The sequence below is a fragment of the Thermococcus celericrescens genome (assembly GCF_001484195.1).
Taxonomy (GTDB): domain Archaea; phylum Methanobacteriota_B; class Thermococci; order Thermococcales; family Thermococcaceae; genus Thermococcus; species Thermococcus celericrescens.
This window is the reverse complement of sequence record NZ_LLYW01000007.1, coordinates 21300-44793: the sequence shown is the minus strand read 5'-3', so window position 1 is coordinate 44793 and position 23494 is coordinate 21300. Positions and strand designations below refer to the sequence as shown.

Annotated in this window: 24 protein-coding genes and 1 pseudogene; 18 read left to right on the top strand and 7 right to left on the bottom strand. The window is 53.9% G+C overall.

Translation table 11 applies throughout. The features are described 5' to 3' along the window. Nucleotides 1–118: 118 nt before the first annotated feature. From APY94_RS13590 to APY94_RS02480, 6 genes and pseudogenes are all read left to right on the top strand, one after another. The gene (locus APY94_RS13590) at nt 119–310 is read left to right on the top strand and encodes a biotin/lipoyl-containing protein (RefSeq protein ID WP_245610389.1); all 192 of its coding nucleotides are present in this window, start codon (nt 119–121) and stop codon (nt 308–310) included. Between the two features lie 172 nt (nt 311–482). Next, nucleotides 483–2242 (top strand): annotated as a pseudogene (locus APY94_RS02500) (carbon starvation CstA family protein). 36 nt (nt 2243–2278) lie between these two features. After that, nucleotides 2279–2569 carry a hypothetical protein gene (locus APY94_RS02495; protein ID WP_058938144.1) on the top strand — a complete coding sequence of 97 codons (291 nt, stop codon included), beginning with the start codon at nt 2279–2281 and terminating at the stop codon, nt 2567–2569. 9 nt (nt 2570–2578) lie between these two features. Next, complete coding sequence (locus APY94_RS02490) at nt 2579–3571, top strand: ArsA family ATPase (RefSeq protein ID WP_058938143.1); 993 nt, start codon at nt 2579–2581, stop codon at nt 3569–3571. Continuing rightward, nucleotides 3561–3848, top strand: a complete 288-nt coding sequence (locus APY94_RS02485; RefSeq protein ID WP_058938142.1) for an iron-sulfur cluster assembly protein — start codon at nt 3561–3563, stop codon at nt 3846–3848. The genes APY94_RS02490 and APY94_RS02485 overlap by 11 nt, the downstream gene beginning before the upstream one ends. A 1-nt stretch (nt 3849) precedes the next feature. Beyond that, nucleotides 3850–4485: a hypothetical protein gene (locus APY94_RS02480; protein ID WP_058938141.1), complete on the top strand. Its 636-nt coding sequence runs from the start codon at nt 3850–3852 to the stop codon at nt 4483–4485. 16 nt (nt 4486–4501) lie between these two features. Here APY94_RS02480 and APY94_RS02475 read toward each other — a convergent pair whose 3' ends face one another. Beyond that, nucleotides 4502–5815 (bottom strand): RNA-guided endonuclease InsQ/TnpB family protein, encoded by a 1314-nt coding sequence (locus APY94_RS02475; protein WP_058938140.1) that lies wholly within the window; start codon nt 5813–5815, stop codon nt 4502–4504. Nucleotides 5816–6031: 216 nt separating this feature from the next. Here APY94_RS02475 and APY94_RS02470 point away from each other — a divergent pair, with 216 nt between their 5' ends. After that, entirely contained in the window at nt 6032–6808 is a 777-nt protein-coding gene (locus APY94_RS02470) for an alpha/beta hydrolase (RefSeq protein WP_058938139.1), read from the top strand. Between the two features lie 6 nt (nt 6809–6814). Then, a complete protein-coding gene (locus APY94_RS02465) occupies nt 6815–7615 on the top strand; it encodes a hypothetical protein (protein ID WP_058938138.1) in 801 nt (266 codons plus the stop codon). Here the strand turns inward: APY94_RS02465 and APY94_RS02460 are convergent. Both APY94_RS02460 and APY94_RS02455 read right to left on the bottom strand, forming a co-directional pair. Continuing rightward, nucleotides 7612–8631 (bottom strand): adenylosuccinate synthetase, encoded by a 1020-nt coding sequence (locus tag APY94_RS02460; protein WP_058938137.1) that lies wholly within the window; start codon nt 8629–8631, stop codon nt 7612–7614. The genes APY94_RS02465 and APY94_RS02460 overlap by 4 nt on opposite strands. 113 nt (nt 8632–8744) lie before the next feature. Then, complete coding sequence (locus APY94_RS02455) at nt 8745–10595, bottom strand: prolyl oligopeptidase family serine peptidase (protein WP_058938136.1); 1851 nt, start codon at nt 10593–10595, stop codon at nt 8745–8747. Nucleotides 10596–10694: 99 nt separating this feature from the next. Between APY94_RS02455 and ribD the strand changes: the two genes are divergently transcribed. The 6 genes from ribD (at nt 10695) to ribH (ending at nt 16006) form a co-directional block, all read left to right on the top strand. Continuing rightward, nucleotides 10695–11777 (top strand): bifunctional diaminohydroxyphosphoribosylaminopyrimidine deaminase/5-amino-6-(5-phosphoribosylamino)uracil reductase RibD, encoded by a 1083-nt coding sequence (gene ribD, locus APY94_RS02450; protein ID WP_058938135.1) that lies wholly within the window; start codon nt 10695–10697, stop codon nt 11775–11777. Then, entirely contained in the window at nt 11758–12321 is a 564-nt protein-coding gene (locus tag APY94_RS02445) for a riboflavin synthase (protein ID WP_058938134.1), read from the top strand. The genes ribD and APY94_RS02445 overlap by 20 nt, the downstream gene beginning before the upstream one ends. A gap of 42 nt (nt 12322–12363) precedes the next feature. Next, complete coding sequence (locus APY94_RS02440; protein WP_157065444.1) at nt 12364–13140, top strand: hypothetical protein; 777 nt, start codon at nt 12364–12366, stop codon at nt 13138–13140. Nucleotides 13141–13228: 88 nt separating this feature from the next. Next, nucleotides 13229–14260, top strand: coding sequence for a hypothetical protein (locus tag APY94_RS02435; RefSeq protein ID WP_157065443.1), 1032 nt, complete (start codon nt 13229–13231; stop codon nt 14258–14260). Between the two features lie 61 nt (nt 14261–14321). Next, complete coding sequence (locus tag APY94_RS02430; protein ID WP_058938131.1) at nt 14322–15482, top strand: bifunctional 3,4-dihydroxy-2-butanone-4-phosphate synthase/GTP cyclohydrolase II; 1161 nt, start codon at nt 14322–14324, stop codon at nt 15480–15482. Nucleotides 15483–15541: 59 nt separating this feature from the next. Beyond that, a complete protein-coding gene (gene ribH, locus APY94_RS02425) occupies nt 15542–16006 on the top strand; it encodes a 6,7-dimethyl-8-ribityllumazine synthase (RefSeq protein ID WP_058938130.1) in 465 nt (154 codons plus the stop codon). Here the strand turns inward: ribH and APY94_RS02420 are convergent. From APY94_RS02420 to thiC, 4 genes are read right to left on the bottom strand one after another with little or no spacing between them, the layout of a single operon-like run. Continuing rightward, nucleotides 15996–16586: an IMP cyclohydrolase gene (locus APY94_RS02420; protein WP_058938129.1), complete on the bottom strand. Its 591-nt coding sequence runs from the start codon at nt 16584–16586 to the stop codon at nt 15996–15998. The genes ribH and APY94_RS02420 overlap by 11 nt on opposite strands. After that, a complete protein-coding gene (locus tag APY94_RS02415; protein WP_058938128.1) occupies nt 16583–17515 on the bottom strand; it encodes a formate--phosphoribosylaminoimidazolecarboxamide ligase in 933 nt (310 codons plus the stop codon). Before APY94_RS02415 ends, APY94_RS02420 begins: the two co-directional genes overlap by 4 nt. Further along, nucleotides 17512–18171, bottom strand: a complete 660-nt coding sequence (locus APY94_RS02410; RefSeq protein ID WP_058938127.1) for a phosphoribosylaminoimidazolesuccinocarboxamide synthase — start codon at nt 18169–18171, stop codon at nt 17512–17514. Before APY94_RS02410 ends, APY94_RS02415 begins: the two co-directional genes overlap by 4 nt. Then, nucleotides 18168–19457, bottom strand: coding sequence for a phosphomethylpyrimidine synthase ThiC (gene thiC / locus APY94_RS02405; RefSeq protein ID WP_058938126.1), 1290 nt, complete (start codon nt 19455–19457; stop codon nt 18168–18170). Before thiC ends, APY94_RS02410 begins: the two co-directional genes overlap by 4 nt. A 130-nt stretch (nt 19458–19587) precedes the next feature. Here thiC and APY94_RS02400 point away from each other — a divergent pair, with 130 nt between their 5' ends. The 4 genes from APY94_RS02400 (at nt 19588) to thiE (ending at nt 23494) form a co-directional block, all read left to right on the top strand. After that, nucleotides 19588–21177: a hypothetical protein gene (locus APY94_RS02400; protein WP_058938125.1), complete on the top strand. Its 1590-nt coding sequence runs from the start codon at nt 19588–19590 to the stop codon at nt 21175–21177. Nucleotides 21178–21323: 146 nt separating this feature from the next. Further along, nucleotides 21324–22082 (top strand): sulfide-dependent adenosine diphosphate thiazole synthase, encoded by a 759-nt coding sequence (locus APY94_RS02395; RefSeq protein ID WP_058938124.1) that lies wholly within the window; start codon nt 21324–21326, stop codon nt 22080–22082. A gap of 1 nt (nt 22083) precedes the next feature. Beyond that, nucleotides 22084–22875, top strand: coding sequence for a hydroxyethylthiazole kinase (thiM, locus tag APY94_RS02390; RefSeq protein ID WP_058938123.1), 792 nt, complete (start codon nt 22084–22086; stop codon nt 22873–22875). Nucleotide 22876: 1 nt separating this feature from the next. After that, entirely contained in the window at nt 22877–23494 is a 618-nt protein-coding gene (gene thiE, locus APY94_RS02385; protein ID WP_058938122.1) for a thiamine phosphate synthase, read from the top strand.

Below are 23494 nucleotides of genomic sequence, written 5' to 3'. Positions count from 1 at the left end.
TCCACCCAGCGCTCCGAAAACAGCACCTGCTCCTGCGCCCGTTGCTGCCCCTGCTCCTGCTCCAGTTGCTCCAGCAGCAACGCCCGCACTAGCCAGTGAGGGTGCCGTAACGGCTCCAATGCCGGGCAAGATTTTGAGAATCCTCGTCAAGGAAGGAGACGAGGTCAAAACCGGGCAGGGGTTAGTCGTTCTGGAAGCAATGAAGATGGAGAACGAGATTCCAGCCTCCAAGGATGGAGTGGTTAAGAAGATCCTCGTCAAGGAAGGCGACACCGTGGACACCGGACAGGCACTAATAGAACTCGAATGAAGAGCTGTCCACTTATTTTTCAGTTCTCCGGTAGATGAACTCCCCGATGTCCGGGCCGAGCGCCGGCTTCCATCCACCAGTCCATAAACGAAATATCTTCAGTTTTTTGCCGAAAAGCATTTATATTTAAAAAGTGTACATCGAAGTGCAGAATATACATGGAGGTGCAACCATGAACTCCGCTGTAATAGTTCTTCTGGCTGGTGTTATATACCTGGCCATGTACTTCAGCTATGGCAAGAGCCTTCAGAGCAAGGTCGTCAAGGCCGACCCCAACAGGCCGACTCCGGCCCACAAGCTCTACGACGGAGTTGACTACGTTCCAGCGCACCCGCTCGTTCTATACGGCCACCACTTTGCATCGATAGCGGGAGCGGGCCCGATCGTTGGTCCCGCCCTGGCAATGGCCTGGGGATGGCTTCCGGGACTCATATGGGTCTGGTTCGGAAACGTCTTCATCGGTGCAGTCCACGACTATCTGGCACTGATGTCATCGGTTCGCTACGATGGCAAGTCCGTCCAGTGGATAGCCGGAAGGCTCATGAGTAGGAAGACAGGCATATCCTTCGAGGTATACATCTGGTTCGCCCTGCTGCTCGTCGTCGCGGCCTTCGTTGCCGTCACCGCCAAGCTGCTCACCGTAACGCCCCAGGCCGCAACCGCGACGCTCCTCTTCCTGCTCGTCGCAGTGATACTGGGATACCTCATGTACAAGGTCAAGATGGAGTTCAAGATGGCAACGATAATCGGCATCATCCTGCTCATCATAGCAGTGTGGGTCGGTCTCAAGTACCCGCTGGTCTTCGTGGACGGCCAGACCGACCCAACCTCGGCCGCCTACACAACCGCCTACCACTACTGGAACATAATCCTCATGGTTTACATCATAATCGCGGCCTCGCTCCCAGTGTGGATACTCCTCCAGCCCAGGGACTACCTCAACGCCTACATTCTGTGGTTCGGCCTGCTCTTCGGCGGCATAGCCCTCATATTCCTGGCCAAGGACTTCGCTGCCCCCGCGTACACCATGTGGAGCGCCAACGTCATCAAGGGGATCACCGCCGACGGCTCTGTCCCGGTGGCATCGCCCTTCTGGCCCACGATACCACTCGTCATAGCATGCGGTTCTCTCAGCGGATTCCACTCGCTCGTGGGTTCTGGAACCACGTCGAAACAGCTCGACAATGAGATCCACGGCCTGATGGTGGGATATGGTGGAATGTTCACCGAGGGATTCCTCTCCACCATCGTCATCACCGCTATAGCCGTCTACGGAGTCCAGCTCACCGGCCTCAGCGGCGATCCCACCGAGTGGGGCCTCAACTACATCAACGTCGGCGGTCTCGGCACCTTCCTCGGAGCTACGCCAAGGCAGTCAGCGAGTTCTACGGCGTCAGCGAGACCTTTGGAAAGACCTTCGCGACCCTCTGGGTCTCCGCCTTCACCCTCACCTCGCTCGACACGGCCACAAGGCTCGGCCGCTTCGCCTGGCAGGAGCTCTTTGGAATGATCTCCGACACCAGCAAGGGTACTATGAAGCTCGTTACCAACAAGTGGGTCGCATCGATAATCATCGCCGGCCTTGGAACGTACCTCGCATGGGGCGCCGGCTACAAGGTCATCTGGCCGGCGTTCAGTGCGATGAACCAGATGCTCGCGAGTATAGCCATGATGACCGCTGCGCTCTGGGTTGCAAAGGTCCAGAGGGCTGGAAACTGGAGCTGGGCGGTTCTAATCCCTGCCCTCTTCCTCTGGATTACAGTGACGGCGGCGATAATCTGGTACCTCATCTACGTGCCGATGGTCGGCCAGTACCTCATAGCCGTCAAGGGTGCGCTCGTAGTCAGCCTGCTCCTCAACCTGCTCCTCGCCTGGGACTTCTGGGTAGCCTGGAAGAAGCCCAGGGAAGAGTACGCCGCGAGCGCGGCCTGACGTCTTTCCTTATTTTTCGATTCTCGGGTGGTGAAAATGAAGGACAAAGAAAAAGACCCGCTAGAGAACGTTAGGGCCTTCTTAAAGGGTTTTTTCGGGGCATTCAAACAGAACTCAACCGAGTACCTCGAATTCGAGCTGAGGGAGCTTGAGAACGTCTTCGCGCTCACGCTCATGGGGGCTTTCGTTGGAATCCCCAGCCCGCCGACGACGCTCGTGATAAGGATACTGCCACACATGACGCGCGAGCTGTACGTAATGCAGCGCAGGGTGGTGGATATGGACGACGTGCTCGGCGAGCTGGCGGGGATGTTTGAAATCACGTGAGGTGGTCCTATGAGGGAGTTCTTCCTGCCCAAAAAGGGCTACCGCGTCGTCTTTTTCATAGGTAAGGGGGGAGTTGGTAAAACGACCAGTTCGGCGGCGGCCGCTGCGGCGCTCGCGGAGAGGGGCTACCGGACGCTGATAGTGTCGCTCGACCCGGCACACAACCTCGGTGACGTGCTGATGGTGGGGCTAAAGGACAAACCGAAGAAGATAGCCGAGAACCTCTACGCGGCGGAGCTTGACATGGAGAAGCTGATAAAGACCTACCTCAAGCACCTGGAGGAGAGCATGAAGCACACGTACCGCTATCTCACGGTCATAAACCTGGAGAAGTACTTCGAGGTTCTGAGCTACTCCCCAGGAATCGAGGAGTACGCCACGCTGGAGGCGGTGAGGGAGATACTCGCAAACGGGGACGACTGGGACGTTATAATCTTCGACACCCCTCCAACTGGGCTGACCCTCCGCGTTCTCGCGCTCCCCAAAATCTCCCTAATCTGGACGGACAAACTCATCGAGATAAGAAAGGCCATCCTCGACAGACGCGCCGCAATAGCCAACATCCACGGGGAGCAGGAGTTCACCGTTGAGGGCGAGAAGATAAAGCTGCCCACGAGGGAGCAGGACGACGCCGTGATGAAGGAGCTGAAGTCCTACCGCGAAGAGGTGGCCTTCGTTGAGGGAGTTATAACCGATCCCGAGAAAACGAGCGTTGTGACCGTTATGAACCCTGAGATGCTCCCGCTCTACGAGACGGAGAGGGCCTACAAAAGCCTGAAGAAGTTCAAAGTTCCCTTCAACATGATCGTCATGAACAAGGTTCTGGAGCTGAGGACGGAGGTTCCGGAGCTGAAGGCCAAGATAAAAGCCCAGGAGCGGGTTCTCGGGGAGGTGGGGAGGAAGTTCAAGGGAATCGAGGTGGTGAAGATACCAATCTTCGCAGAGGAGCCTCGCGGGCTGGAGCGTCTCAGAACCCTCGGGGGAACGATAGTTGGAGAGTGAAGAAATCTACGAGAGGCTTAAAAAGGTGAAGGAACCCATAACCGAGGTGGATATAGTGAGCCTCGGGCTCGTCGAGGCCGTCACCGCCGATGAGGAGGGCGTCAGGGTATACCTTCGCCTCTCCGAGGGCGTGGAGCACCCGTTTCAGAACGCCCTCAGCTGGCCCGTTCGCTGGCGGATCGTGAGGGACGTCGCCGCTGCCCTCGATGATGTCGCTGGTCTTGAGGTACTCGATGCACGAACCCTCGAAAGATACTATCCGCTGGAGGAGGATTGAGATGGACAATCAGGTACTGTTTGCTGCGATATTCCTTATTGCGGGCATCTCCGCCCTTCAGTTCTACAGGGGGCGGAAGCTGAACCTCATGCTGATGGAACACTACATACGGGCCGTCAAAGAGGTAATCAATCCGGAAGATGAGCTTTACACCTGGCTCGGCGGCTACATCGGCTTTCGCGCCGAGTACAAGGTCAACAGGGGCAACATCAGAAAGTTTGAGTACACCCTAACACTCCTCCCGAGGCACAGCCTGCTTTACTTTCCGATAGCACTCATAACAAGCAGACACGACAAGCTCTACGTTGTCGTCCGGCCGTTCTCGGAGATAAAGCGCGAGGCCCACCTGATACAGAAAGGCTACTACAGGATGAGGCCAAGCATAGATGACGAGGAGCTGCTCAAAAAGGAGGTCGTTGAGATAGCCGGGAAGCAGTACGAGGCCCTGTACGAGAAGAAGCGGGACGTGGAAAACCTGAAGGCACTCATCGAGAGCTTCTCAAACCCCCACAACGTCAAGCACGTCTCCCTGACGCCAAAGACCAACGTGTTCTACATCCAGATGAAGCCCGAACCCGAGACCATCGGTTCGGACATCGAGAGGGTAGTGCGCTTCCTGACCTCCTCCCCGCTTTAAGCCGGGTTCCAACGAGTTAACCCCTCACCATTGATGGGGAGGTTTGAGGGGTTCTCATGGGAGAACCCGTTAAAATGGGTTCTTCGAACCCCTCTGGCCGGGCCTTCGGCCAATTACCCCTACCTCCAGCCAAGGCTGGAAGGCTCGGGGTTATGGTTTTTACCGCCTTCTTCAAGATATTAAACGCTCCAACAAGGTCAGCATTCATGACAACGCCCTCTCTGTGGCACTTGAATAAACCCCGAACAAAACGAGCGTTAGCATGGCATTGGCCACAGAGGGGGCAGGTTTGAGAAGTGAAAGCTTCATCAACAACCTTAACTTGAATACCATACTCTTCCGCAACTTCCGTCAAGCGTTTGATAACGTAATTAAACCGCCAGACATGTGAGAGGATAAAATTCTGTTTCCTGCCTTTCTCAGAGTTTCTGGCTATTCCTTTTGGATAGCCGACGACGATTCTGGAAAATCCCAACTCGTAAAGCCTTCTAACCGTCTGTCTCACGGCAGTGTTAATGTAGTGTTTCGCCTGAAGTTTGGCCTTCTCGTGCATTTTCTTGAGCTTCCTACTTGTCTTTGCTCCGGATTTATTGAGTTTTGATTGGTATTCCGCTATTCTCTTCTGCCAGTAGAAGTCAATGCTTTTTAGCGGTCTCCCATTCACGAGGAAGCTTTGGCCGTTCTCCACGTAAACTGCCATTAAATTGTTCACGCCCAAGTCAATGCCTGCTGACAGGCTTCCTTTTGGAGTTCTTGGAACTTCAACCCATTCTCCACCCTGAAGTTTCTTCTCGACGCTTATGCTGACGTGAGCATACCATTTCCGCTTCACGGGGTCGTAAGTTATTTCTAAACGTCCATGTTTTCCCTTCAGGTGAATTCTGCCTTTAAATTGAATTTCCAGCATCCCGTATTTTCCGAGTCTTCGAAGAATTAGTTTATTCCCTTCGATTTTGTGTTGGTCGTTTCTGAGTGGGATTATGAAGAGTTTTCCGCCGTTCTTCTCTCTGATAAACTTTGGTGGTTTTGGCTTGAACCATTCCGGCAGTTCTCCCTTCTTTTTCTTTCTGTTGAGTGTGAAAAAGCTCCGCCAACTTTCGGCGTTCTTTCTGGCTAACTGTTGAACGGTCGAGCCCCCAATCCAGTCTTTGAACTCGTGGTAAGCTTCCTTTTCGGTTGTTGAGAAGTCTATTTTGCCGAATTCTCTGAACTGTTTCAAACGTTGATAATTGAGCTTGTTCCAGATTATTGCTGAAGCGTGAGCTAACTCAAAGAGGATTTTCTCTTGTTCTTTGCTTGGCTGGAGTTTTACTGTCACCGAACGCTTCATTTCAAAATATGGTCATGGTTTTTAGGCTTTAAAAAAGATTGCTTTCCTCGTTAAGGCTAATTTATCACTCACCATACCCCGCCCTAAAGGGCGAGGCTTGAAGAAAAGAAAGTCAACGAGAGGCTAAAGGAGAGTCCCTTCTCCCCGTGAACCTTTCTTTCATCCGGGGAAAACGTTAAATCCTCCGACCACCCATTTTCTAGGGCGGTGGGTGTTATGGATGTCTATAAAGTCAGCTTCGGCGAACCTAGACTTGGATGGGTCGTTCTTGTCCACGGCCTGGGTGAGCACAGCGGGAGATATGGGAGACTAATTGGGGAACTCAACGATGCCGGCTTTGCCGTCTACACCTTCGACTGGCCCGGCCACGGTAAGAGCCCCGGCAAGAGGGGACATACAAGCGTTGAGGAAGCAATGGAGATAATCGACGGCATTATAGATAAAATCGGTGAAAAACCATTCCTCTTCGGCCACAGCCTCGGCGGACTGGCAGTAATCCGCTACGCAGAGATGAGGCCTGAGAAGATACGGGGCGTGGTGGCATCCTCACCGGCACTCGCCAAGAGCCCCGAAACGCCAGATTTCATGGTGGCCCTCGCGAAGTTCCTCGGGAAAATCGCTCCAGGAATCGTTCTTTCCAACGGGCTGAAGCCGGAGCTGCTTTCCAGGAACCCCGAGGTGGTGAAGCGCTACGTCGAAGATCCACTCATCCACGACAGGATTTCCGCAAAGCTCGGAAGGAGCATCTTCGAGAACATGGAGCTGGCCCACAGGGATGCAGGGAGGATAAAGGTTCCCGTGCTGCTAATCATCGGCACCGGGGATGTAATAACACCGCCCAAGGGGTCAAGGAGGCTCCTGGAAGAGCTCACAGTTGAGGACAAGGCAATTAAGGAGTTCGAAGGGGCCTACCACGAGATATTTGAGGACCCTGAATGGGCGGATGAACTCCACCGAACGGTGGTTGAGTGGATGGTGAGGCACACAGGGTGAATTCTCATGATCTTCGACACCTTCCAGGATTTTATGGAACGCTGGGACGGGAGCCCGGAGGGTTGGATCGCATACATCAGCAACTATCCGGAACTCTTCGAAAAAATTAAGGAGGACTATGCGAGATACGGGGCAAGCTGGAGGGATTATCTGAGGCTGCTGGACAAGAGGAAGCCCGAGGAGTTCCCTAAAGCATATGAGCGCCTCAGGGGAACACTGCCAAAAATTGCCGCCGATGTTGAGAGGCTGTTCGGGATTACCCAAAATGATTACAACATCGTCATATACGTCGGCCTTGAAAACGGGGCCGGGTGGGTGACGGAATTCAAAGGAAAGCCCTCAATTCTTTTCGGCCTGGAAGCCGTAGCCGAGCTTGGATGGTACGATGGAATCGGGGGACTGATTGCGCATGAATTTGGACACCTTGTGCACTGGCTCATGAGGAACGAGAACCTGGAAAAGCTCGAAGAGGAGGCCCTTATGGGGCTGTATACGGAGGGATTCGCCCAGAGGGTGGAGGACATCCTAACGGGGAGACCATGGCACCTCGAATATGATGGATGGTTCGAATGGTGTGCGAGAAACGAGCGGTGCCTCAAGGAGGAGTTCGCAAGGAGGGTCCGGAAAAACGAACCGCTGAACCCGTTCTTTGGCTCGTGGTACGAGCTCTTTGGAATGAAGTTTACTGGCTACTACCTCGGCTACAGGTTCATCAGGTGGCTTGAAGAGACGCTCTCCTTTGAAGAAATAGCAAAACTGGAGAAAGAAAGAGTCAGGGGCATGATTCTAGAGTTCCTCGAGGGCTAGATGCTTTCCCTTCTGTCTATTATGTGTTCCAGCTCAGGCCCCGTCTTGATGAGTCCAACGGGAACACCGACGCGCTCCTCGATTTCCTCAACGAACTCCCTGGCCCTCCTGGGAAGCTTGTCGTAGTCTGTGACGCCGAAGGCATCCTTGTCGTACTTGTCCAGCATCGTCAGGGCGAGCATCGTCGCGCCGTTGAGCTTCGCGGAGTAGCGGGCGAACTCGAAGTCAAACCAGCCGACCCTCCTCCGCCTCCCTGTGACGGTCCCGTACTCAACGAGACCCAGCTTCTCCGCCTCCTCCTGGCTCATCTCGGTCGGGAACGGCCCCTCCCCAACCCTCGTCGGGAAGCTCTTGAAGACGACTATGACGTCGTCAACCCTCGTCGGGCCTATTCCCACGTCGCTCGCTATGGCCGAAGCGGTCGTGTCCTTCGAGGTCACGTAGGGGTAGGTTCCGTAGTAGAGGCTCAGCCCAAAGCCCTGTGTCCCCTCGACGAGTACGAGCTTCCCTTCGTCCAGGGCGTCGTTCACTTCCGCGGCGACATCCGTCAGGTATGGCTCAAGCTCTGAGACTTCCTTTGCAAGCCTCGCCCGCCTCATGACCCTGTCGGCGTTTGCCGGCCCGCAGCCGCTTCCGGTGGTTCCTATCGTGTCGTGAAGGTGGCTGTTGCTCCTGTCGAGCTTCTTGTGCTCGTCCTCGATTATGGAACAGCGGTAGTCGATGCCAACCCTCTCGGCAACGTTGAAGTCCTTGAGGTGCTCAAGCTCGTGGAAGAACACCCCGGGATCAACTAGAACACCCGCACCCACGAGAAGCCTGGCCTTCGTCTGGATGAACGCCGTTGGAAGCTGCCTGACCGCGTACTTCTTACCGTTGATAAAAACACTGTGGCCCGCGTTCGTCCCAACGCCGCCGCGCGCTATGACCTCAGGCTCGTCATTTAGGGCAAGGTAAGCTATAACAGAGCCCTTGCCCTCGTCTCCCCATTGACCGCCAACAACGATGTAGCTCGGCATGGCTCCTTACCCAGGTTTAAGTCAATAGGGGGCTTATAACGGTTTCGGATTTAACAAAAAAATGTCTAAAAATAATCGCCATCCTGAAAACGTTGAACTGAAAAATGGAGAAGTTAAGAAAGGGTTTTCACCACGAACGCGAGCAAATCCGTCAGCTCCCTCGCCCTCGTTTCGGGTGAAGCACCCATGTGGCCGCTCTTGGTCTCCACGCGGAGGTAAACGGGCGCGTCCATTTCCTTCAGCTTCATGAAGAACTTGAGGGCGTGTGCGGGATGAACGCGGTCGTCGTGGAGCCCCGTGTAGAGGAGCGTCGGAGGATAGCTCTTTTCAGGGTCAACGTTGTGGTAAGGGCTGTACTTCAGCAGAAACTCCCTGTCCTTCGGGTCGTCGGGGTTGCCGTACTCGGGAACCCACACGCTGCCAATGTAGAGCTTGTGGAAGCGCATCATGTCTATGACAGGATAGCCTATCAGCGCCGCGTCCATGACGTCCGGCCGCTGGGTGAGTGTGGCAGAAACCAAAAGTCCACCGTTGCTCCTGCCCCAGGCGGCGACCTTGTAGCCCTCGGCCTTGAGCTTACCGAGAACGGCTATGAAGTCGTCGAAGACGTTCTGTTTGTTTTCTCTCATTCCTGCCCTGTGCCACTCCTCGCCGTACTCGGAACCGCCGCGGAGGTTGGCCATCACGAAGGTTCCGCCGCGGTTTATGAACGGAATCGCCTGCGGGAAGAAGTGGGGCGTCAGTGAAATGTTGAAGCCGCCGTAGCCGAAGACCCAAGCCTTCTTCTCGTCCCCCTTGCCCTTCACGAGGAAGTAGTGTATCCTCGTGCCATCATTTGAGGTGGCGAAGTCTTCACTTACGGTGAACTCACCCCCAACTTCCTTTCCATCGAGGAGGCTAAGCCCACCGTCGAACTCGTAGAGCCTGTACGGAACGGTGAAGCTCTCATACCTTATGAGTGCTTTCTTTCCATCGGTGTCCATCGGGTAGGCGCTTCCCAGGAGGTCAAAGGCTATCTCCTCAAGCTTTTCACCGTCCAGAGAATAGACCTCCAGCCTGTGGCTCGCGTGGACGAGCCTGCCGGCGAGGATTTTGCCGTCAACGACAATCGCCCATTCAAGGGGGAACTCATCCTCTGGAATAACTTCAGTGACGCTCTCGCCCTCTACCGCGACCACCTTTCCACGGCCAGTTCCTTCCCTAGTGAGAACATAGAGCCTGCCGTTGATGACGTCTATAGGCTCGGCAGGCACTTCGGCAGAGTAGACTTTCTGCCATTTTCTTGGTTCTTCAACGGGACCGATGTAGATATCCGCCTTGTTCCAGCCAAATGTCACCGTCACCATCGCCCACTTTCCGTCGGTGCTTTTCCTCAGCCGGACGAAGTATCCGGAGCCGAGGCCCTTTCCGAAGACCATCTTCTCTCCGCTCCCATCCTTCCAGAAAAGCCTCACCGCGGGCGCTTTAACACCGTCGGGTGTCTCGTCGTGGCGGTAGAACCTACCGAAGTAGTAGCCGTTTTCCAGGAAGGTAACGTTCCAGACCGAGGGCTTTATCTCGTCGATGAGCTCTCCAGTTTCAAGGTCTATGATTCGTGTTATTCCTTCGTCAGCGCCGCCGATGGAGAAACTGTAGGCGAGCCTCTTCCCGGCATTGTCTGCTGTGAATCCCTGGAGAAGAACCTCATCGCTGAGTTCTTCTTCGAGGGCCTTAGAATCAAGGATAATCTTCCCATCCAGCCATCGGATAACTTGTCTGTCTTTCTCCTTGAACATCGCAATGATGCCTTTTTCGGTTAGCTTCGCCCCGTAGAGGGTCGGCATCGAGTAGTACTCCCAGACCTCCGAGAAGAGCTCGTCGCTGAGTCCGCCGATGAGCTCCCTAAAGCGCTTGTTTTCTTCTTCAACTAGTCCCAGAACACGCTCGTCCTGCAGGTTCTCCATCCAGATGTACGGGTCATCCATGAAGACCACCGTCTAAACGTTGAGGTTGAAAGGATAAAAAGGTTGTGCTGTCTCAATTATGGAACAAAATCTTAAAAAGATTAGAACAAAATTTCGGACATGATGGAGGAAGATGTACGCTTTATGAGGATCGCCCTTGGGCTGGCGAGGCGCGGCGAGGGTTTGGTGAATCCCAACCCGATGGTCGGGGCGGTTGTAGTCAAGGACGACAGGATAATAGGCACCGGCTGGCACGAGCGCTTTGGGGGAAAGCACGCGGAGGTAAACGCTATCGAGGACGCCAAGAGAAAGGGACACGACGTTAAGGGTGCGACCATGTACGTGACGCTGGAGCCCTGCTCCCACTGGGGCAAACAGCCACCCTGCGCGGACAGGATCATCAAGGAGGGCATTTCGAGGGTTGTCATAGCCGTGGAGGATCCGAACCCCCTCGTTTCAGGGAGGGGGATTAAGAAGCTTAGGGCGGCAGGAATCGAGGTGGAAGTCGGTCTTCTTGGGGAGGAGGCAAGGAAGCTGAACGAGGTTTTCATTAAATACATAACTACCAGAATTCCCTTCGTCTCTATAAAGCTGGCTCTGACGCTGGACGGTTTTATAGCAACGGAGAGCTTTTCGTCCCAGTGGATAACAGGCGAAGCGGCGAGGGCAAGGGTTCAGGAGCTTAGAAAGAAGCACATGGCGATTATGGTTGGCTCTGGAACCGTTCTCAGGGACAATCCAAGGCTCAATTGCCGGCTCGATAACTGCCCCGAGAAGGTTAAGGTCGTCCTCGACCGCTCAGGCAGGGTGGCGGAGGAAGTGCGGAGGGGAAGGAGGTTCAACCTATTCGAGGATGGGAGGGCCATCTTCTTCACTGAAAAACCTGAGAAGTTCGAAGGAATAGCTGAGGCATATCCGATAACCGAACCTGAGGAGATCCTGAAGAAGCTCGGCGAACTCGGGATAGACAGCGTCCTGATAGAGGGCGGCAGAGCAGCCTGTGGGTTCCTGCCTCTAGCGGATAAGTTTTACCTCTTCTACGGGCCAAAGCTCTTCGGGAGGGGGATAAATCCCTTCGAATGCCTCAAGGTGGAGACGGCAGAGCGGGCGTTTCCTCTTAGAATTGACTCGGTTGAGATGCTCGGCGATAGCGTTCTTGTAACAGCTTACCCCGGTGGTAGAGATGTTCAGTGGAATCGTTGAGGGAACTGGGAGGGCCCGCTACTCCACTGGAAGGCTGTACGTTGAGGTTCCTTTCAAGGTCAGACCCGGAGACAGCGTGGCGGTAAACGGTGCCTGCTTAACCGTGGTCTCCTTCGACGAAGGGATTGCCGTTTTTGACGTCGGCGAGGAGACGCTGAGGAGAACCAACCTGAGGAAAGCGAGAGTCGTCAACCTCGAGAGGGCCTTGAAGCTCGGCGATAGAATGGACGGACACATAGTCACAGGCCACGTTGACGGGACGGTTCGCTTTATAGCCTCGCGGAGGAGCGGGAACACGACGTGGATGGCTTTCGAGATGCCGGCCGAGAGGTGGGGCGTTGCCGAGAAGGGCTCCATAGCCCTAAACGGAGTTTCCCTCACCGTTGCGAGGGTAGAAGCCAACCGCTTTTGGGTTCAGGTAATTCCGTACACCCTCAAAAACACCAACCTCAGTCTCCTGAGGCCTGGTGAGGGGGTGAACTACGAGATTGACATCATAGCGAGGTACATAAAAGAGATAATAACAAATAGTAAGTGGATATAATATCCGAAAAGGTTTTATACTACTTTTCTAAATTGTCTCATGGTGTCAACCATGAAGAGAGTGAAATATCTATTGTTTGGCCTGTTTGTGTTTTTAATTTTCGGTGGCCAACTCTCTGCAGCTGCTTCAGAAAAACCAGCAGTGGATACTGCACTGCCTTCGTGGATGGCCCCCAACAATGTCTTGAATCTTGACTGGGTAGTAACGCCAGCGGCGGTATGGCCTGGATACGGCGGTGGTTCTGATGTTGCAGTGATACACTATGTTAAGGATGATGATGAGAACTACTACCACACCAGTACCGTAAGGGATATCCTAATCAGGCACGGATACTCTGTGTATCACTGGGACGCCTATTACCATGGCTCACGGGGTGATTCCATATGGAATTACTACAATATGTTCAATGGAAGAGCAGTTAATATCTTTTACTACTACGGCCACACTGCCAAAATCACTCCCTCTACTGAGGTGAACGGTTTCATAATACTCCAGAATCCCAACTATGGAGACACAGCCCGGGTCTTCTGGGACAGGATAACCCAGAGGGCAGAGTTCCACAATGCACTTATATTTGTTCTCGGATGTGACTCATTTAAGCTCAAAAGTGGTGCAGTTTACAGAACCTATATCGGAACGGACAGATCTATCGGTGTTGAGCTAATAAAGAGCAAGGGGACAACTTTCTGGAAAAAACTCGACGAGGGAAAAACAGCATATCAGGCAATGGAGAGCATCCAGCCCAACTTTTGGGAAAGACTGACCCACAGATACTGGGCCAGGTTCAAGATTGACGGAGATAAAGACTGGAGGCTATAGTATGCCACAGAACATTAGGAGGTCCCTTCTCGCTCTCTTCTTATTTCTGGTTCTGGGAACAGCCATCATGTTTGGTGCTTTTTACATTATGGGAATACATGAAACACCTCCCAACTATGCGCGTTCTGCAACGTTCAACGGCTACCTCTACGTGCGTTCTGTGGAGAGACTCGACGACACCGGCTATTCGACCGAAGTCCTCGTGTGCTCCCTGAAGGACCAGGACGTAAAGGTCGAGGCCGATATCCCGGGGTGGATTGACTTAAAGACCGCGTTTTACATCGACTACTCTAAAATGGACTACCTCGGGCTTCTATGGGAGTCGATACGGGAGGAACTGGCAAACGAGACTTCCGAGGGGTGGAACATCGAGAGCTTCGAGTTCAGGGAGCCTGACCTCGGAAAAGTCACCTACTCAAAGGGGAAGTTCACTTACTCAGACCACCTCAGGGGAGGCCAATGCACGGTGTTTTCCTTCAAGGGAGTCTTTAAAGAACCTCCCAATGTTGTCTACCTGCGCGACGGGAAGAGGCTTTCCCTCCCAAAAGCTTCACTCACCAAACATTCCAACTGGCTCTTCGTTGTGGAGGTTCCGGAGGGGTATGAGAGCTGGAACACCTCGGTTATGATACCAAAGAGGCTCGGCAGGAGCAAGGAATTTGAGAAGGCCTACAGGGACCACCTTGAAGGCCTTTTTGAGTTAGTTGATAAGAAACTGGTAACGGAAGAAGAGCTTGCCCATCTTAAAGTGCCCGTCGAGCCGATTCCTCCAGATGAGTACTGTGCCACGCTAGCGGCAAACGGCAGTGAGGTATCTTCCACCCGCGTCCTTGGAAATACCGGCCTCTACAGCGACGGGAACTACTACTCCTTTGACTACTCGGGAAAGGGGGAGAAGAGCATATCAGTCAGTTTCACTTCCTCTGGGTGCAAGCCGGCGGTCTGGTTCACCTTTGTCGGGACGTTAGATGGATTGGGGGAAACCGTTAAGGCGAATGGACATATGAAATCCATTTTCGGCGTTTTCAGCAACTTCTCCGTCTACAACGGGAATGGTGATGGGCCGCTGTTCGTTGATTCCTTAGGCTACGTTGTCCTTGACTTCATCGTTGAACCCTAGTTGTCTCTTTTTTGGAACAAATTTTTAAAAGATGTGGAACAAATTTGCCTCGGGGGTAAAGATGAACTGGGACTCAATTAGGGAGAAGGTTCTCGAGGGAAAGCCCGTCGTTCTCATCGATGACAGAAGGGAGTTCGAGGCTGATCTGGTTTACCCGGCCGAGATAGCCTCGCCTGAGGTTGTGAACTTCATGCTCTCGATGAAGGGCCTCCTCTGCTTCACTATGGACATGGAGGTCGCGCTAAGCAGGGGCTTCTTCCCCCTGCCGAGCAAGGAAGGTGAGACCAACTTTTTAATTCCCGTTGACTACATGGAGAACTTCACGGGCATAACGGCAGAAGAGAGGGCTTTAACCGCCAAAAAGCTCGCTGAGGCCCTATCGGTAGAGCACTTCAGATATCCAGGCCATTTGCACCTCCTCGGCGGGATAGGCCTGAACAGGCGGAGGGGCCACACCGAGGGCTCGCTTGAGCTGATGGAGATACTCGGCTTTAAAAGGTACGCCCTCATAGTCGAGATACTCGACGAAACTGGAAACTCCCATAACAGAGAATACACCCTAAGGCTCGCCGAGGAGAATGATTTGCCGGTCGTTAACATCGACGACGTCTGGAAGGAGTTCGTGAGGAGGAAGCAGCTGATAAGGGTCTACGCCAACGCAAGGCTGCCGACGCGCTACGGGGACTTCAGGATAGTGAGCTTCGACAACGAGCTGGACTTTAAAGAGCATGTTGCCATAGTTAAGGAGCCATACAGGGAGGTTCCACTCGTCAGGATCCACTCCAAGTGTCTCACCGGGGACACACTCGGTTCGCTGAAGTGCGACTGCTGGAGCCAGCTGACCAACGCCCTCAGGATGATAGCGCAGGAGGGAGGAATACTCCTCTACATGGACCAGGAGGGGCGAGGCATAGGGCTGAAGGAGAAGATAAAGGCCTACGAGCTCCAGGAAGATGGATTAGATACGGTTGAGGCAAACGAGGTGCTGGGATATAGAGCGGACGAGAGAACCTACGAGGCGGCCTTCCAGATGCTCCGCGCGCTTGGCGTTTCAAGGATTAGGCTCATCACCAACAACCCGCGGAAGGCGGAGGCTCTGGAGGAGCTTGGAATGGAGGTCGTTGGGATAGTCCCGGCTCCGGGAGAAGTTACCGAGCACAACAGGCTTTATCTGAAGGTGAAGGCCGAGAAGCTCGGCCACAGGATTCCCTTCGAAATCTAATCAATTACCGGATTATTTAATTCACGAATTAGATAAAACAGTATTACGGGGGTGAGGGTATGGAGGTTTGCGTCGTTGAGGGTGAATTCATGGGTGAGAACCTGAGGATAGGGGTGGTTGTGGCGAGGTTCAACGACCTCCTCACGGACGAGCTCCTGAGCGGTGCTTTGGACTGCTTCGAGAGGCACGGCGTTGAGAAGGTTGACGTGGTTAAAGTACCGGGCTCCTTCGAAATACCGCTCGCTGCCAAAAAGCTCGCCGAGAGCGGGAAGTACGACGCTGTTTTGGCCCTTGGTGCGGTGGTTAGAGGAGAAACCAAGCACTTCGATCTCGTTGCAAACGAAGTTGCCAAGGGGGTTGCAAACGCTTCGCTCCAGACGGGCGTCCCCGTTATTTTTGGCGTGATAACAGTTGAAGATGAGCTTCAGGGCCTGAACAGGGCGGGGATAAAGAGCAACAAGGGCTTCGAGTACGCGATGGCAGCTCTTGAGATGGCCAACCTGATGAAAAAGCTCAAGGGCTGATGGCCAGCCCCCAACCGTTTTCTTTTTCCACCACCCCTATGGCCAGCACCGGATGGGCGAACTCCAGCCTTAAGACTTTCTCAGCCAGTTCTTCGGCATTCGAAAAGCTCAGCTCCAGCTCTTCAATGCCATCAACGTTGTACGTTGCGGTAAAGAAGGCCTTCCCTTCTTCCAGCTTAATGGCTTTAACCCAGAGCTCTTCTCTGCCAACGAAGCCGAGCCAGCCCCTAGCTTTCCCGCACTCCACTATGGCAGCTATCCTCGGTGTGCTGTAGTCATCACGCTCGTAGTCGAAGGCGTCGAGGACATGGATCAACGCTTTTCTCGGGCTTTCCTCTTCGAGAGCCTGGGCTATAAAGACCGTCTGCAGCCCGTTGCTCACGACCGCATAGTTTTCGAGCAGCTTCACAACGGGATAGCTCACGTAGGGGTTGTCAGTCTCGGTCTGGTTGGCTATGTAAATTTCGTTTCCCCGAATAACCGCCCTCCTGTTAGGGAATGAGCGGGAGTTCAGGCGGTAGAAGGCGAAGGGCCTGTCGTTGGTTAGGCCCACTCCAAGCATTCTCCCGACGTACCTCAAGTTACCACCTCCTCAAGCCTGTCCTCCTCTAGGGCGAGCTTAATCTCGCGCGCTATCCTCTCGCCCATGAGCATCGGCCTCTCCCAGTAGAGGGCCGAGTACCAGTGTTTGGCATTGCTGCCGCCGTCTATGCGCGAGGCGAAGCCTATGCAGCGAAATTCACCATCGTAGGCGAAGTGGAGAGCGAAGGGACCTATGATGCCGGGAGGTTCAAGCTCCTCCATGGCCTTGACGAAAGCCAATCCGTAATCGTAGAGCACTGGAATGAGCGACTCCCTCAGCGCTACGGCCTTGTTTCCCGCTATGGTGTATGGGAGGGTCCTGAAGGGCCGCCTCTTGTTTGCGTCCGCGATGACCAGGCGCTCATCAACGCCAAAGAGCTCCAAACGGTTTAAAATTGGCGAATAGAAGAAGTGGACGTAGAGGTAAACGCCGTCTGTGAAGCGTTCAATCCTGTAGGGTTCGCTCAGGCCTTTGATCTTCTCCTCCAGTTCATAACCGTAAGCCAAGAAGTGTCCGCTTCCGCCCCTCGGTCCCTCAAGGCGGACAAAGTAAAGCTCGTCTGGCTTAGCCTCTTCGGGCTCGATGACTTCAACCGTCGGAATGCCGGCCTTTTTAAGGACCCTATCCTGGAGTTCAAAGCTGGTTTCCCACTTGAGGAAACGCTTGTTGCCGAAGAACTTAGTATTTGCTTTCTCGATGGCCTCTATACCAAGGTAGGCCACGAAAGAGCCGTGGGGTACGACGATGCCGTCATCACCGAGTACTTCCCTCATGTTTTCCGTTACGACGATTTCATCGACGGGCGGGATGGAGGAGTAGAAGGCCTTTCTATTCGGTTTGACGTAGAGCCTCGTTCTGAAGCCCTCTCTCTTTGCCCCCATGAGTATCTGAAGGGAGGAGTGGGAAGCTATGGTGGAGATTATCATTCTACCACCTCCAGGAGCTCTTCCTGGCTCAAAAGCCTTCCGCTCTTCATAACGCGCATCGTGTCGCCGCTGAGCTCGTCTATCACCAGAAGCTCTCCATTCAGCCTGCCGAACTCCAGCTTGAAGTCTATTAGCTCAAGCCCCTTTGCGGAGAAGAACTCCGCCAGGATTTCGGCGACCCTTTTCGTTACCTCCTTCATTTCCTCCAGCTCCCCTTCGCTCGCTATACCGAGCCGTAATATTGCTTCTTCGGTTATGAGGGGGTCGCCGAGCGAGTCGTCCTTGAGGGTGAACTCGACTATTCCCAGCTCTTGGAGGGACTCCACCCATCCGTTGTATCTCCTGAGAAAGCTTCCGTAAGCCTTGAAGCGGTATATAGTCTCCAGCGGAATCCTCTCTGCCTTCAGAAAGCGCGCCCTTCTCTCGTCAATCCGCTCGACGAAGTGGGTCCTTATCCCGTTCCTTTCCAGCAGGCTGAAGAAGAACTCCGTCTGCCTGAGAACCGCACTCCCCTTGCCGGGCCTCTCGCCTATCACCTCGTTGCCACCCGTGTCCTCTCTGCCGTCTTCGCCCAGCAGGGAGTCCTTGAAGTAAAAGACTAGATACGGGCCATCCTCGTAAACGTCCTTCGTCTTACCGCGGTAGATGAGCCTCACTCGGCCTCACCCTTCCTCAGCATGTCGTTGATGAGCTTTATCGCGCATAAATCGCCGCACATGGAGCATGCCTCGGTCTTTGTCGGTCTCTCCTTCCTTATCTCGACGAACATCTCCTTGTCCTCGCTGAGTTCGAACTGCTTCGCCCAGTTCAGCCTTCCCCTCGCAAGGCTCATGAGGTAATCCTTCTTAAAATCGGCCTCGAAGCGCGTTAGATTGACTGCGTGAGCGGCTATCCTGGCAGCTATAACCCCCTCCCTCACGTGCTCGGGGGTCGGGAGGCCGAGGTGCTCCGCTGGGGTGACGTAGCAGAGGAAGTCAGCCCCGTTTAAAGCGGCTATTGCTCCGCCTATGGCCGCCGTGATGTGGTCGTAGCCTGGGAAGACGTCGGTAACTATCGGACCCAACACATAGAAAGGAGCGTTATCCGTGGCGATCTTGGCCAGCTTCACCTGCGCCGCTATCTGGTCTATCGGAACGTGGCCGGGTCCTTCAACCATGGTCTGAACTTCTGCCTCTCTGGCTCTCCTAACGAGCCTTCCGAGGGTGTAAAGCTCGGCTATCTGCAGTTCGTCGCCAGCATCGGGCAGTCCGCCAGGCCTCAACCCGTCGCCAAGGCTTAGGACGACGTCATACTCCCTGGCGAGCTCAAGGAGGTAGTCGTAGTTCTTGTAGAGGGGGTTTTCCTCGCCCCAGTGGAGTATCCACGCCGCGAGAAAAGTTCCGCCGCGGGAGACCATGCCGACAATCCTCTTGGTTCTCTTCATCTTCTCGACGACCTCTTTCGTAACTCCAACGTGTATCGTCGTGTAGTCAACGCCGTCCCTGAAGTGATTCTCCACAGCCCTCCACATGTCGTCCTCGGTCATCTCGATGATGGCATTTCCTTTGGCCAGCATCTCCTCGGCGGCCTGGTAGATGGGAACGGTGCCGATGGGAACGTCTACAGCCTTCATTATGCGCTTTCTTATTTCATCGAGGTCGCCGCCAGTTGAGAGATCCATTATGGTATCGGCGCCATATTTGACCGCGATCTTGGCCTTCTCTATCTCGGCCTCGACGTCTACTATGTCGCGCGAGGTGCCTATGTTGGCGTTGACCTTGACGCGGACGACTTCACCAACCGCAACGGGCTTAACCCAGTCGTGCCTCACGTTGCGGAATATGACGGTGTGGCCTTTGGCGACGCTTCTCCTCAGCTTTTCAGGGCTTATACCCTCGCGCTCCGCTATGAACTTCATTTCCTCCGTAATTACCCCGCGCCTAGCTTCCTCCAGCTGGGTCATTGCCACCACCGTGTATAACAAAGTTTTTAAATTTCAAAACTCAGTTTTTAGTGAGCCTTAAAAGGTTTTTGGAGCGCTCAACTGAAAACTTTTTGAAGTCGTATATGGTATCAACTATTGAGGTGACTTTATGAAAAGAGTTACAGTAGTTCTTCTTCTGATACTTGCCATGGTGTCAGCGTCGGTCTTTGCCGCCTCCCAGGTTCCCGCGGAGTCCACCGAATACTACGGGGTGAGGGTTGACTACTACAGGAGCTTTATCTTCGAGCCCTCTTTCGAGGTCAAACTCCCAACGGACGATTATGCATCGGTCTCCGTCTCAGCCCTAATGCCGAATGGCTCGTTAAAGTACCTGGGCACTTATTCGGGCAAAGGCAAAATCTCAATAGACTTCCACAGGGTACTTTACGCCATGCGCGAATGGAACAGTTACCTGAGAGCAGAAGGCATCAAACCTGAGAGTGTTAAACCTTCACTGCTTCTGCTGGGGACTACGGTTGATAGAGACGGCAATCTAAACTACTTCATGAAAACTGTTCCTCTCAACATTGGTAGAATCGTGTCTGGAATGAGAGTTAAAGTCCAACTCGATAATTCGGCATCGGGCAGGCTTTATAGCAGGAGAGAAGTTGAGAAAATTCTCCGTGCTCCCGGGAAAATGGCCCCGAGGGGGATTACAGGGGCATCCTCAAGAGAATCATCTCTCCTAGAATCTTCATGTTCACCCCCGTTCTATGAGGGTGGTGATCGAACATGGTACTGCTTTGAGTGGTTCCACGAGAAGACATTGGGAAGGGCCAGCATCATTCCAGTGGCGGCTTTCCAAGTGACTGGCGATATCGATAGAATAAACGACATTACACTAACTTTGGATTACAGCATGGTCGTTACCAGAAATGCGGAGCTGGCTTTTTCTGCAGTTGGGGCTATTGAGAGAGGCAGTGTCGGCGGTTCAGTGGAGGGAAAGATCCTTGGTTATTCATACACAATAGATAGAAGCTCACTCAGAATTCCAAAGTCTGAAGTTACAATCTGGGGACACGAGCTTGTATCGCCTTCTGTTATCGGTGTGGGGCTTAGGGGAAGTGCTGTATTTTCTAAGTACAGGCTCTACAGAGTAGACTATGTCAACGGGAAAGTCTGGAACAAGAAGCCCCTAGACACTTACGCTTATGTGGTTCTTGGAAAACCTGATGAAAAGGACATGCGTTTAAGGAAATTCGTTGAACCAGGATGGCCAAGAAATAGCGGTGGGCCAATGAGCAGAACTATGTGGTTCGTACACAGGTACTGGAAAGAGGCCGTTACTGAATCAAATGATGGTCATCTTAACCTCAGAACATTCTCCATTTGGAAGGAATTAGATACTCTGCCTATATTCTCGGCTTCGTCTCCGGTTCTCGGTGTTATTAATGCTGGGGACTCAGAAATTTCGCCAATAACTCTTGCTATTGGTCTCGGACTAACTAAGGAATCAGAGGGATTATCTCTGGTTACTGTGGATATATCCATTAAAGATAACAGCGAATACGTGAACACTCCGGTGAAAGCGACGATATACTCCAGCAAGGTTAGGCTTGAGTACAAGGGCAGGAAATATCCCCTCACGGGAATGTTCGGAGATATCTTCATACCTGGGAGTTCAGGATACAATCCTCCCTGTGATCCACACAAGAGGTACTGTCCCACAGAGAATCCTGAAAACCCAACAGATCATTGATTTCCGCTCTTTTTGATTTTATGATCCTCTTAGCTCCTTCTGTAGGTTTATGGCCTAAAGCTGATTTTTAAAACCCGTTTATAACAAAGTTTTTAAATTTCAAAACTTAGTTTTGAGTGCGGCTTAAAAGGTTTTGGGTGATGGAGATGCTGAGGGAGATGGAGATAAGCAGGGCGATAATAGAGGCCTACACGGAGGAGCTTCTTGAGAGTTTGAGCCTTGACGTGGCGATAGTCGGCGCGGGCCCCTCCGGAATGGTCGCCGGCTACTACCTCGCCAAGAACGGGGCAAAGGTTGCGATATTCGAGAAGAAGCTCTCAATCGGCGGCGGAATTTGGGGCGGTGCGATGGGCTTCAACAGGATAGTCGTTCAGGAAGAAGCTAAAGAAATCCTCAACGAGTTTGGAATAACGTACAAGCCCTTCAAAAACGGTCTCTACGTCGCAGACGCGATAGAGACCGCAACCACAATAGCGAGCCAGGCCGTTAAAGCCGGCGTGCGCTTCTTCAACATGATTGAGGTTGAGGATTTGGTCCTGAAGGACGACCGCGTGGCCGGGGTTGTAATCAACTGGACGCCGATTCTCATGACGGGCCTCCACGTGGACCCGCTCACCGTCGAGGCGAAGTTTGTAATCGATTCGACGGGCCACGGGGCGCAGATAAGTCAGCACCTCGTTAAGAGGGGCCTCATTGAGGTTCCCGGCGAGGGGCCGATGTGGGCCGAGAAGGGGGAGGAGCTGACCGTTAAACACACGCGGGAAATCTTCCCGGGCCTCTACGTCACCGGAATGGCCGCAAACGCAATAAGCGGTGCCCCGAGAATGGGCCCGATATTCGGCGGCATGTTCCTGAGCGGGAGGAAAGCGGCCTTCGAAATTCTCGAAAAGCTGGGGAGGGGTTGAGATGGAGTGGGTTGGAGACGCCCTCAGAAAAGTGAGAGAGAAGAGGCCCCTCGTCCACAACATCACCAACTACGTAGTCATGAACGAGACCGCCAACGCCCTCCTCGCCCTTGGGGCGTCACCGGTTATGGCGCATGCCCTTGAAGAGGTCGGGGAGATGGTATCCATAGCGGATTCGCTTGTGATAAACATAGGCACCCTCTCTCCCCCCTGGATAGCCTCGATGGAAAAAGCAGTTAAAGCGGCTTCCGAGCTTGGAAAGCCCGTTGTGCTCGACCCCGTCGGAGCAGGGGCGACGAAACTGAGGACATCAACCGCCATGAAGCTCCTTGAGATGGGCGATATCTCCGTTATCAGGGGAAATTTTGGGGAGATTTCTGCCCTCCTCGGAGAGCACGGGAAGACGAGGGGCGTTGATTCCGCCGAATACTCCCTTGAGTCTGCGAGCCAGCTCGCCGAGAGGGCCGCCGGGGAGTTCGGAACGGTCGTGGCGGTGACAGGTCCGGTGGACTTTGTAAGCGACGGAAAAAGGACCTATGTCGTGGAAAACGGCCATGAGCTCCTTGGGAATGTCACCGGAACGGGGTGTATGGCAACCGCTATCACCGGGGCATTCCTTGCGGTAGAGGAGCCCCTGAAGGCGGCGGTCTCGGCCCTCGTGACCTTTGAGGTCGCGGCGGAGCTTGCGAGCGAGGCCAAGTACCCGGGCACGTTCCACGTTAAGCTCTACGACTACCTCTACGCCATAGACCCAGAGACTGTAGTCAGGATGGCGAAGGTAAGGGGGGTTTGAGTTGGGGCTCCGCAAGGCCCTCCGCCTTTATGTTATTACAGCCCGCGGGGATAGGGAGGAGGTTCGGCGCGTCAGGGAGGCCCTTGAAGGAGGCGCCACATCAATCCAGCTCAGAGCAAAAAGTGTTACCGCAAGGGAAGCCTATCTCGCGGGAAGGGAGATAAGAAAGCTGACCCGGGAATATGGGGCCCTCTTCTTCGTTGACGACAGGATAGACCTGGCCATTGCCCTCGATGCGGACGGTGTTCAGCTGGGGCCTGGAGACATACCAATAGAGGTGGCAAAGAATGTTGCGCCCAACCTCATAGTGGGTGCCTCCGTTTACAGTGTGGATGAGGCCCTGAAGGCGGAAGAGCTTGGGGCCGATTATCTGGGAGCGGGGGCGGTTTTTTCAACCCCCACAAAGCCGAAAGCCCGGGTATTGGGGCTTGGGGGCCTCAGGGAGATAGTCAAAAGGGTCAGCATTCCTGTGGTTGCCATAGGGGGAATAACCCAGGAGAACGCGGGGGAGGTCATGAAGACGGGTGTGGACGGCGTGGCGGTCATCTCCACCGTTATGTGTGGCCCCGACGTCAAAAAAGCCACTCAAGAACTGAAAAACGTTGTTGGGGGTGTTTGA

Excerpts from the sequence above, each read along its gene's own strand:
- APY94_RS02460 (WP_058938137.1), bottom strand. The coding sequence starts at position 8,631 with ATGCCGAGCTACATCGTTGTTGGCGGTCAATGGGGAGACGAGGGCAAG.
- APY94_RS02395 (WP_058938124.1), top strand. The coding sequence starts at position 21,324 with ATGCTGAGGGAGATGGAGATAAGCAGGGCGATAATAGAGGCCTACACG.
- APY94_RS02400 (WP_058938125.1), top strand. The coding sequence starts at position 19,588 with ATGAAAAGAGTTACAGTAGTTCTTCTTCTGATACTTGCCATGGTGTCA.
- APY94_RS02470 (WP_058938139.1), top strand. The coding sequence starts at position 6,032 with ATGGATGTCTATAAAGTCAGCTTCGGCGAACCTAGACTTGGATGGGTC.
- APY94_RS02495 (WP_058938144.1), top strand. The coding sequence starts at position 2,279 with ATGAAGGACAAAGAAAAAGACCCGCTAGAGAACGTTAGGGCCTTCTTA.
- ribD (WP_058938135.1), top strand. The coding sequence starts at position 10,695 with ATGATGGAGGAAGATGTACGCTTTATGAGGATCGCCCTTGGGCTGGCG.
- APY94_RS02465 (WP_058938138.1), top strand. The coding sequence starts at position 6,815 with ATGATCTTCGACACCTTCCAGGATTTTATGGAACGCTGGGACGGGAGC.
- APY94_RS02445 (WP_058938134.1), top strand. The coding sequence starts at position 11,758 with ATGTTCAGTGGAATCGTTGAGGGAACTGGGAGGGCCCGCTACTCCACT.
- thiM (WP_058938123.1), top strand. The coding sequence starts at position 22,084 with ATGGAGTGGGTTGGAGACGCCCTCAGAAAAGTGAGAGAGAAGAGGCCC.
- ribH (WP_058938130.1), top strand. The coding sequence starts at position 15,542 with ATGGAGGTTTGCGTCGTTGAGGGTGAATTCATGGGTGAGAACCTGAGG.
- APY94_RS02435 (WP_157065443.1), top strand. The coding sequence starts at position 13,229 with ATGGGAATACATGAAACACCTCCCAACTATGCGCGTTCTGCAACGTTC.
- APY94_RS02480 (WP_058938141.1), top strand. The coding sequence starts at position 3,850 with ATGGACAATCAGGTACTGTTTGCTGCGATATTCCTTATTGCGGGCATC.
- APY94_RS02415 (WP_058938128.1), bottom strand. The coding sequence starts at position 17,515 with ATGATAATCTCCACCATAGCTTCCCACTCCTCCCTTCAGATACTCATG.
- APY94_RS02475 (WP_058938140.1), bottom strand. The coding sequence starts at position 5,815 with ATGAAGCGTTCGGTGACAGTAAAACTCCAGCCAAGCAAAGAACAAGAG.
- APY94_RS13590 (WP_245610389.1), top strand. The coding sequence starts at position 119 with ATGCCGGGCAAGATTTTGAGAATCCTCGTCAAGGAAGGAGACGAGGTC.
- APY94_RS02490 (WP_058938143.1), top strand. The coding sequence starts at position 2,579 with ATGAGGGAGTTCTTCCTGCCCAAAAAGGGCTACCGCGTCGTCTTTTTC.
- thiC (WP_058938126.1), bottom strand. The coding sequence starts at position 19,457 with ATGACCCAGCTGGAGGAAGCTAGGCGCGGGGTAATTACGGAGGAAATG.
- APY94_RS02430 (WP_058938131.1), top strand. The coding sequence starts at position 14,322 with ATGAACTGGGACTCAATTAGGGAGAAGGTTCTCGAGGGAAAGCCCGTC.
- APY94_RS02455 (WP_058938136.1), bottom strand. The coding sequence starts at position 10,595 with ATGGATGACCCGTACATCTGGATGGAGAACCTGCAGGACGAGCGTGTT.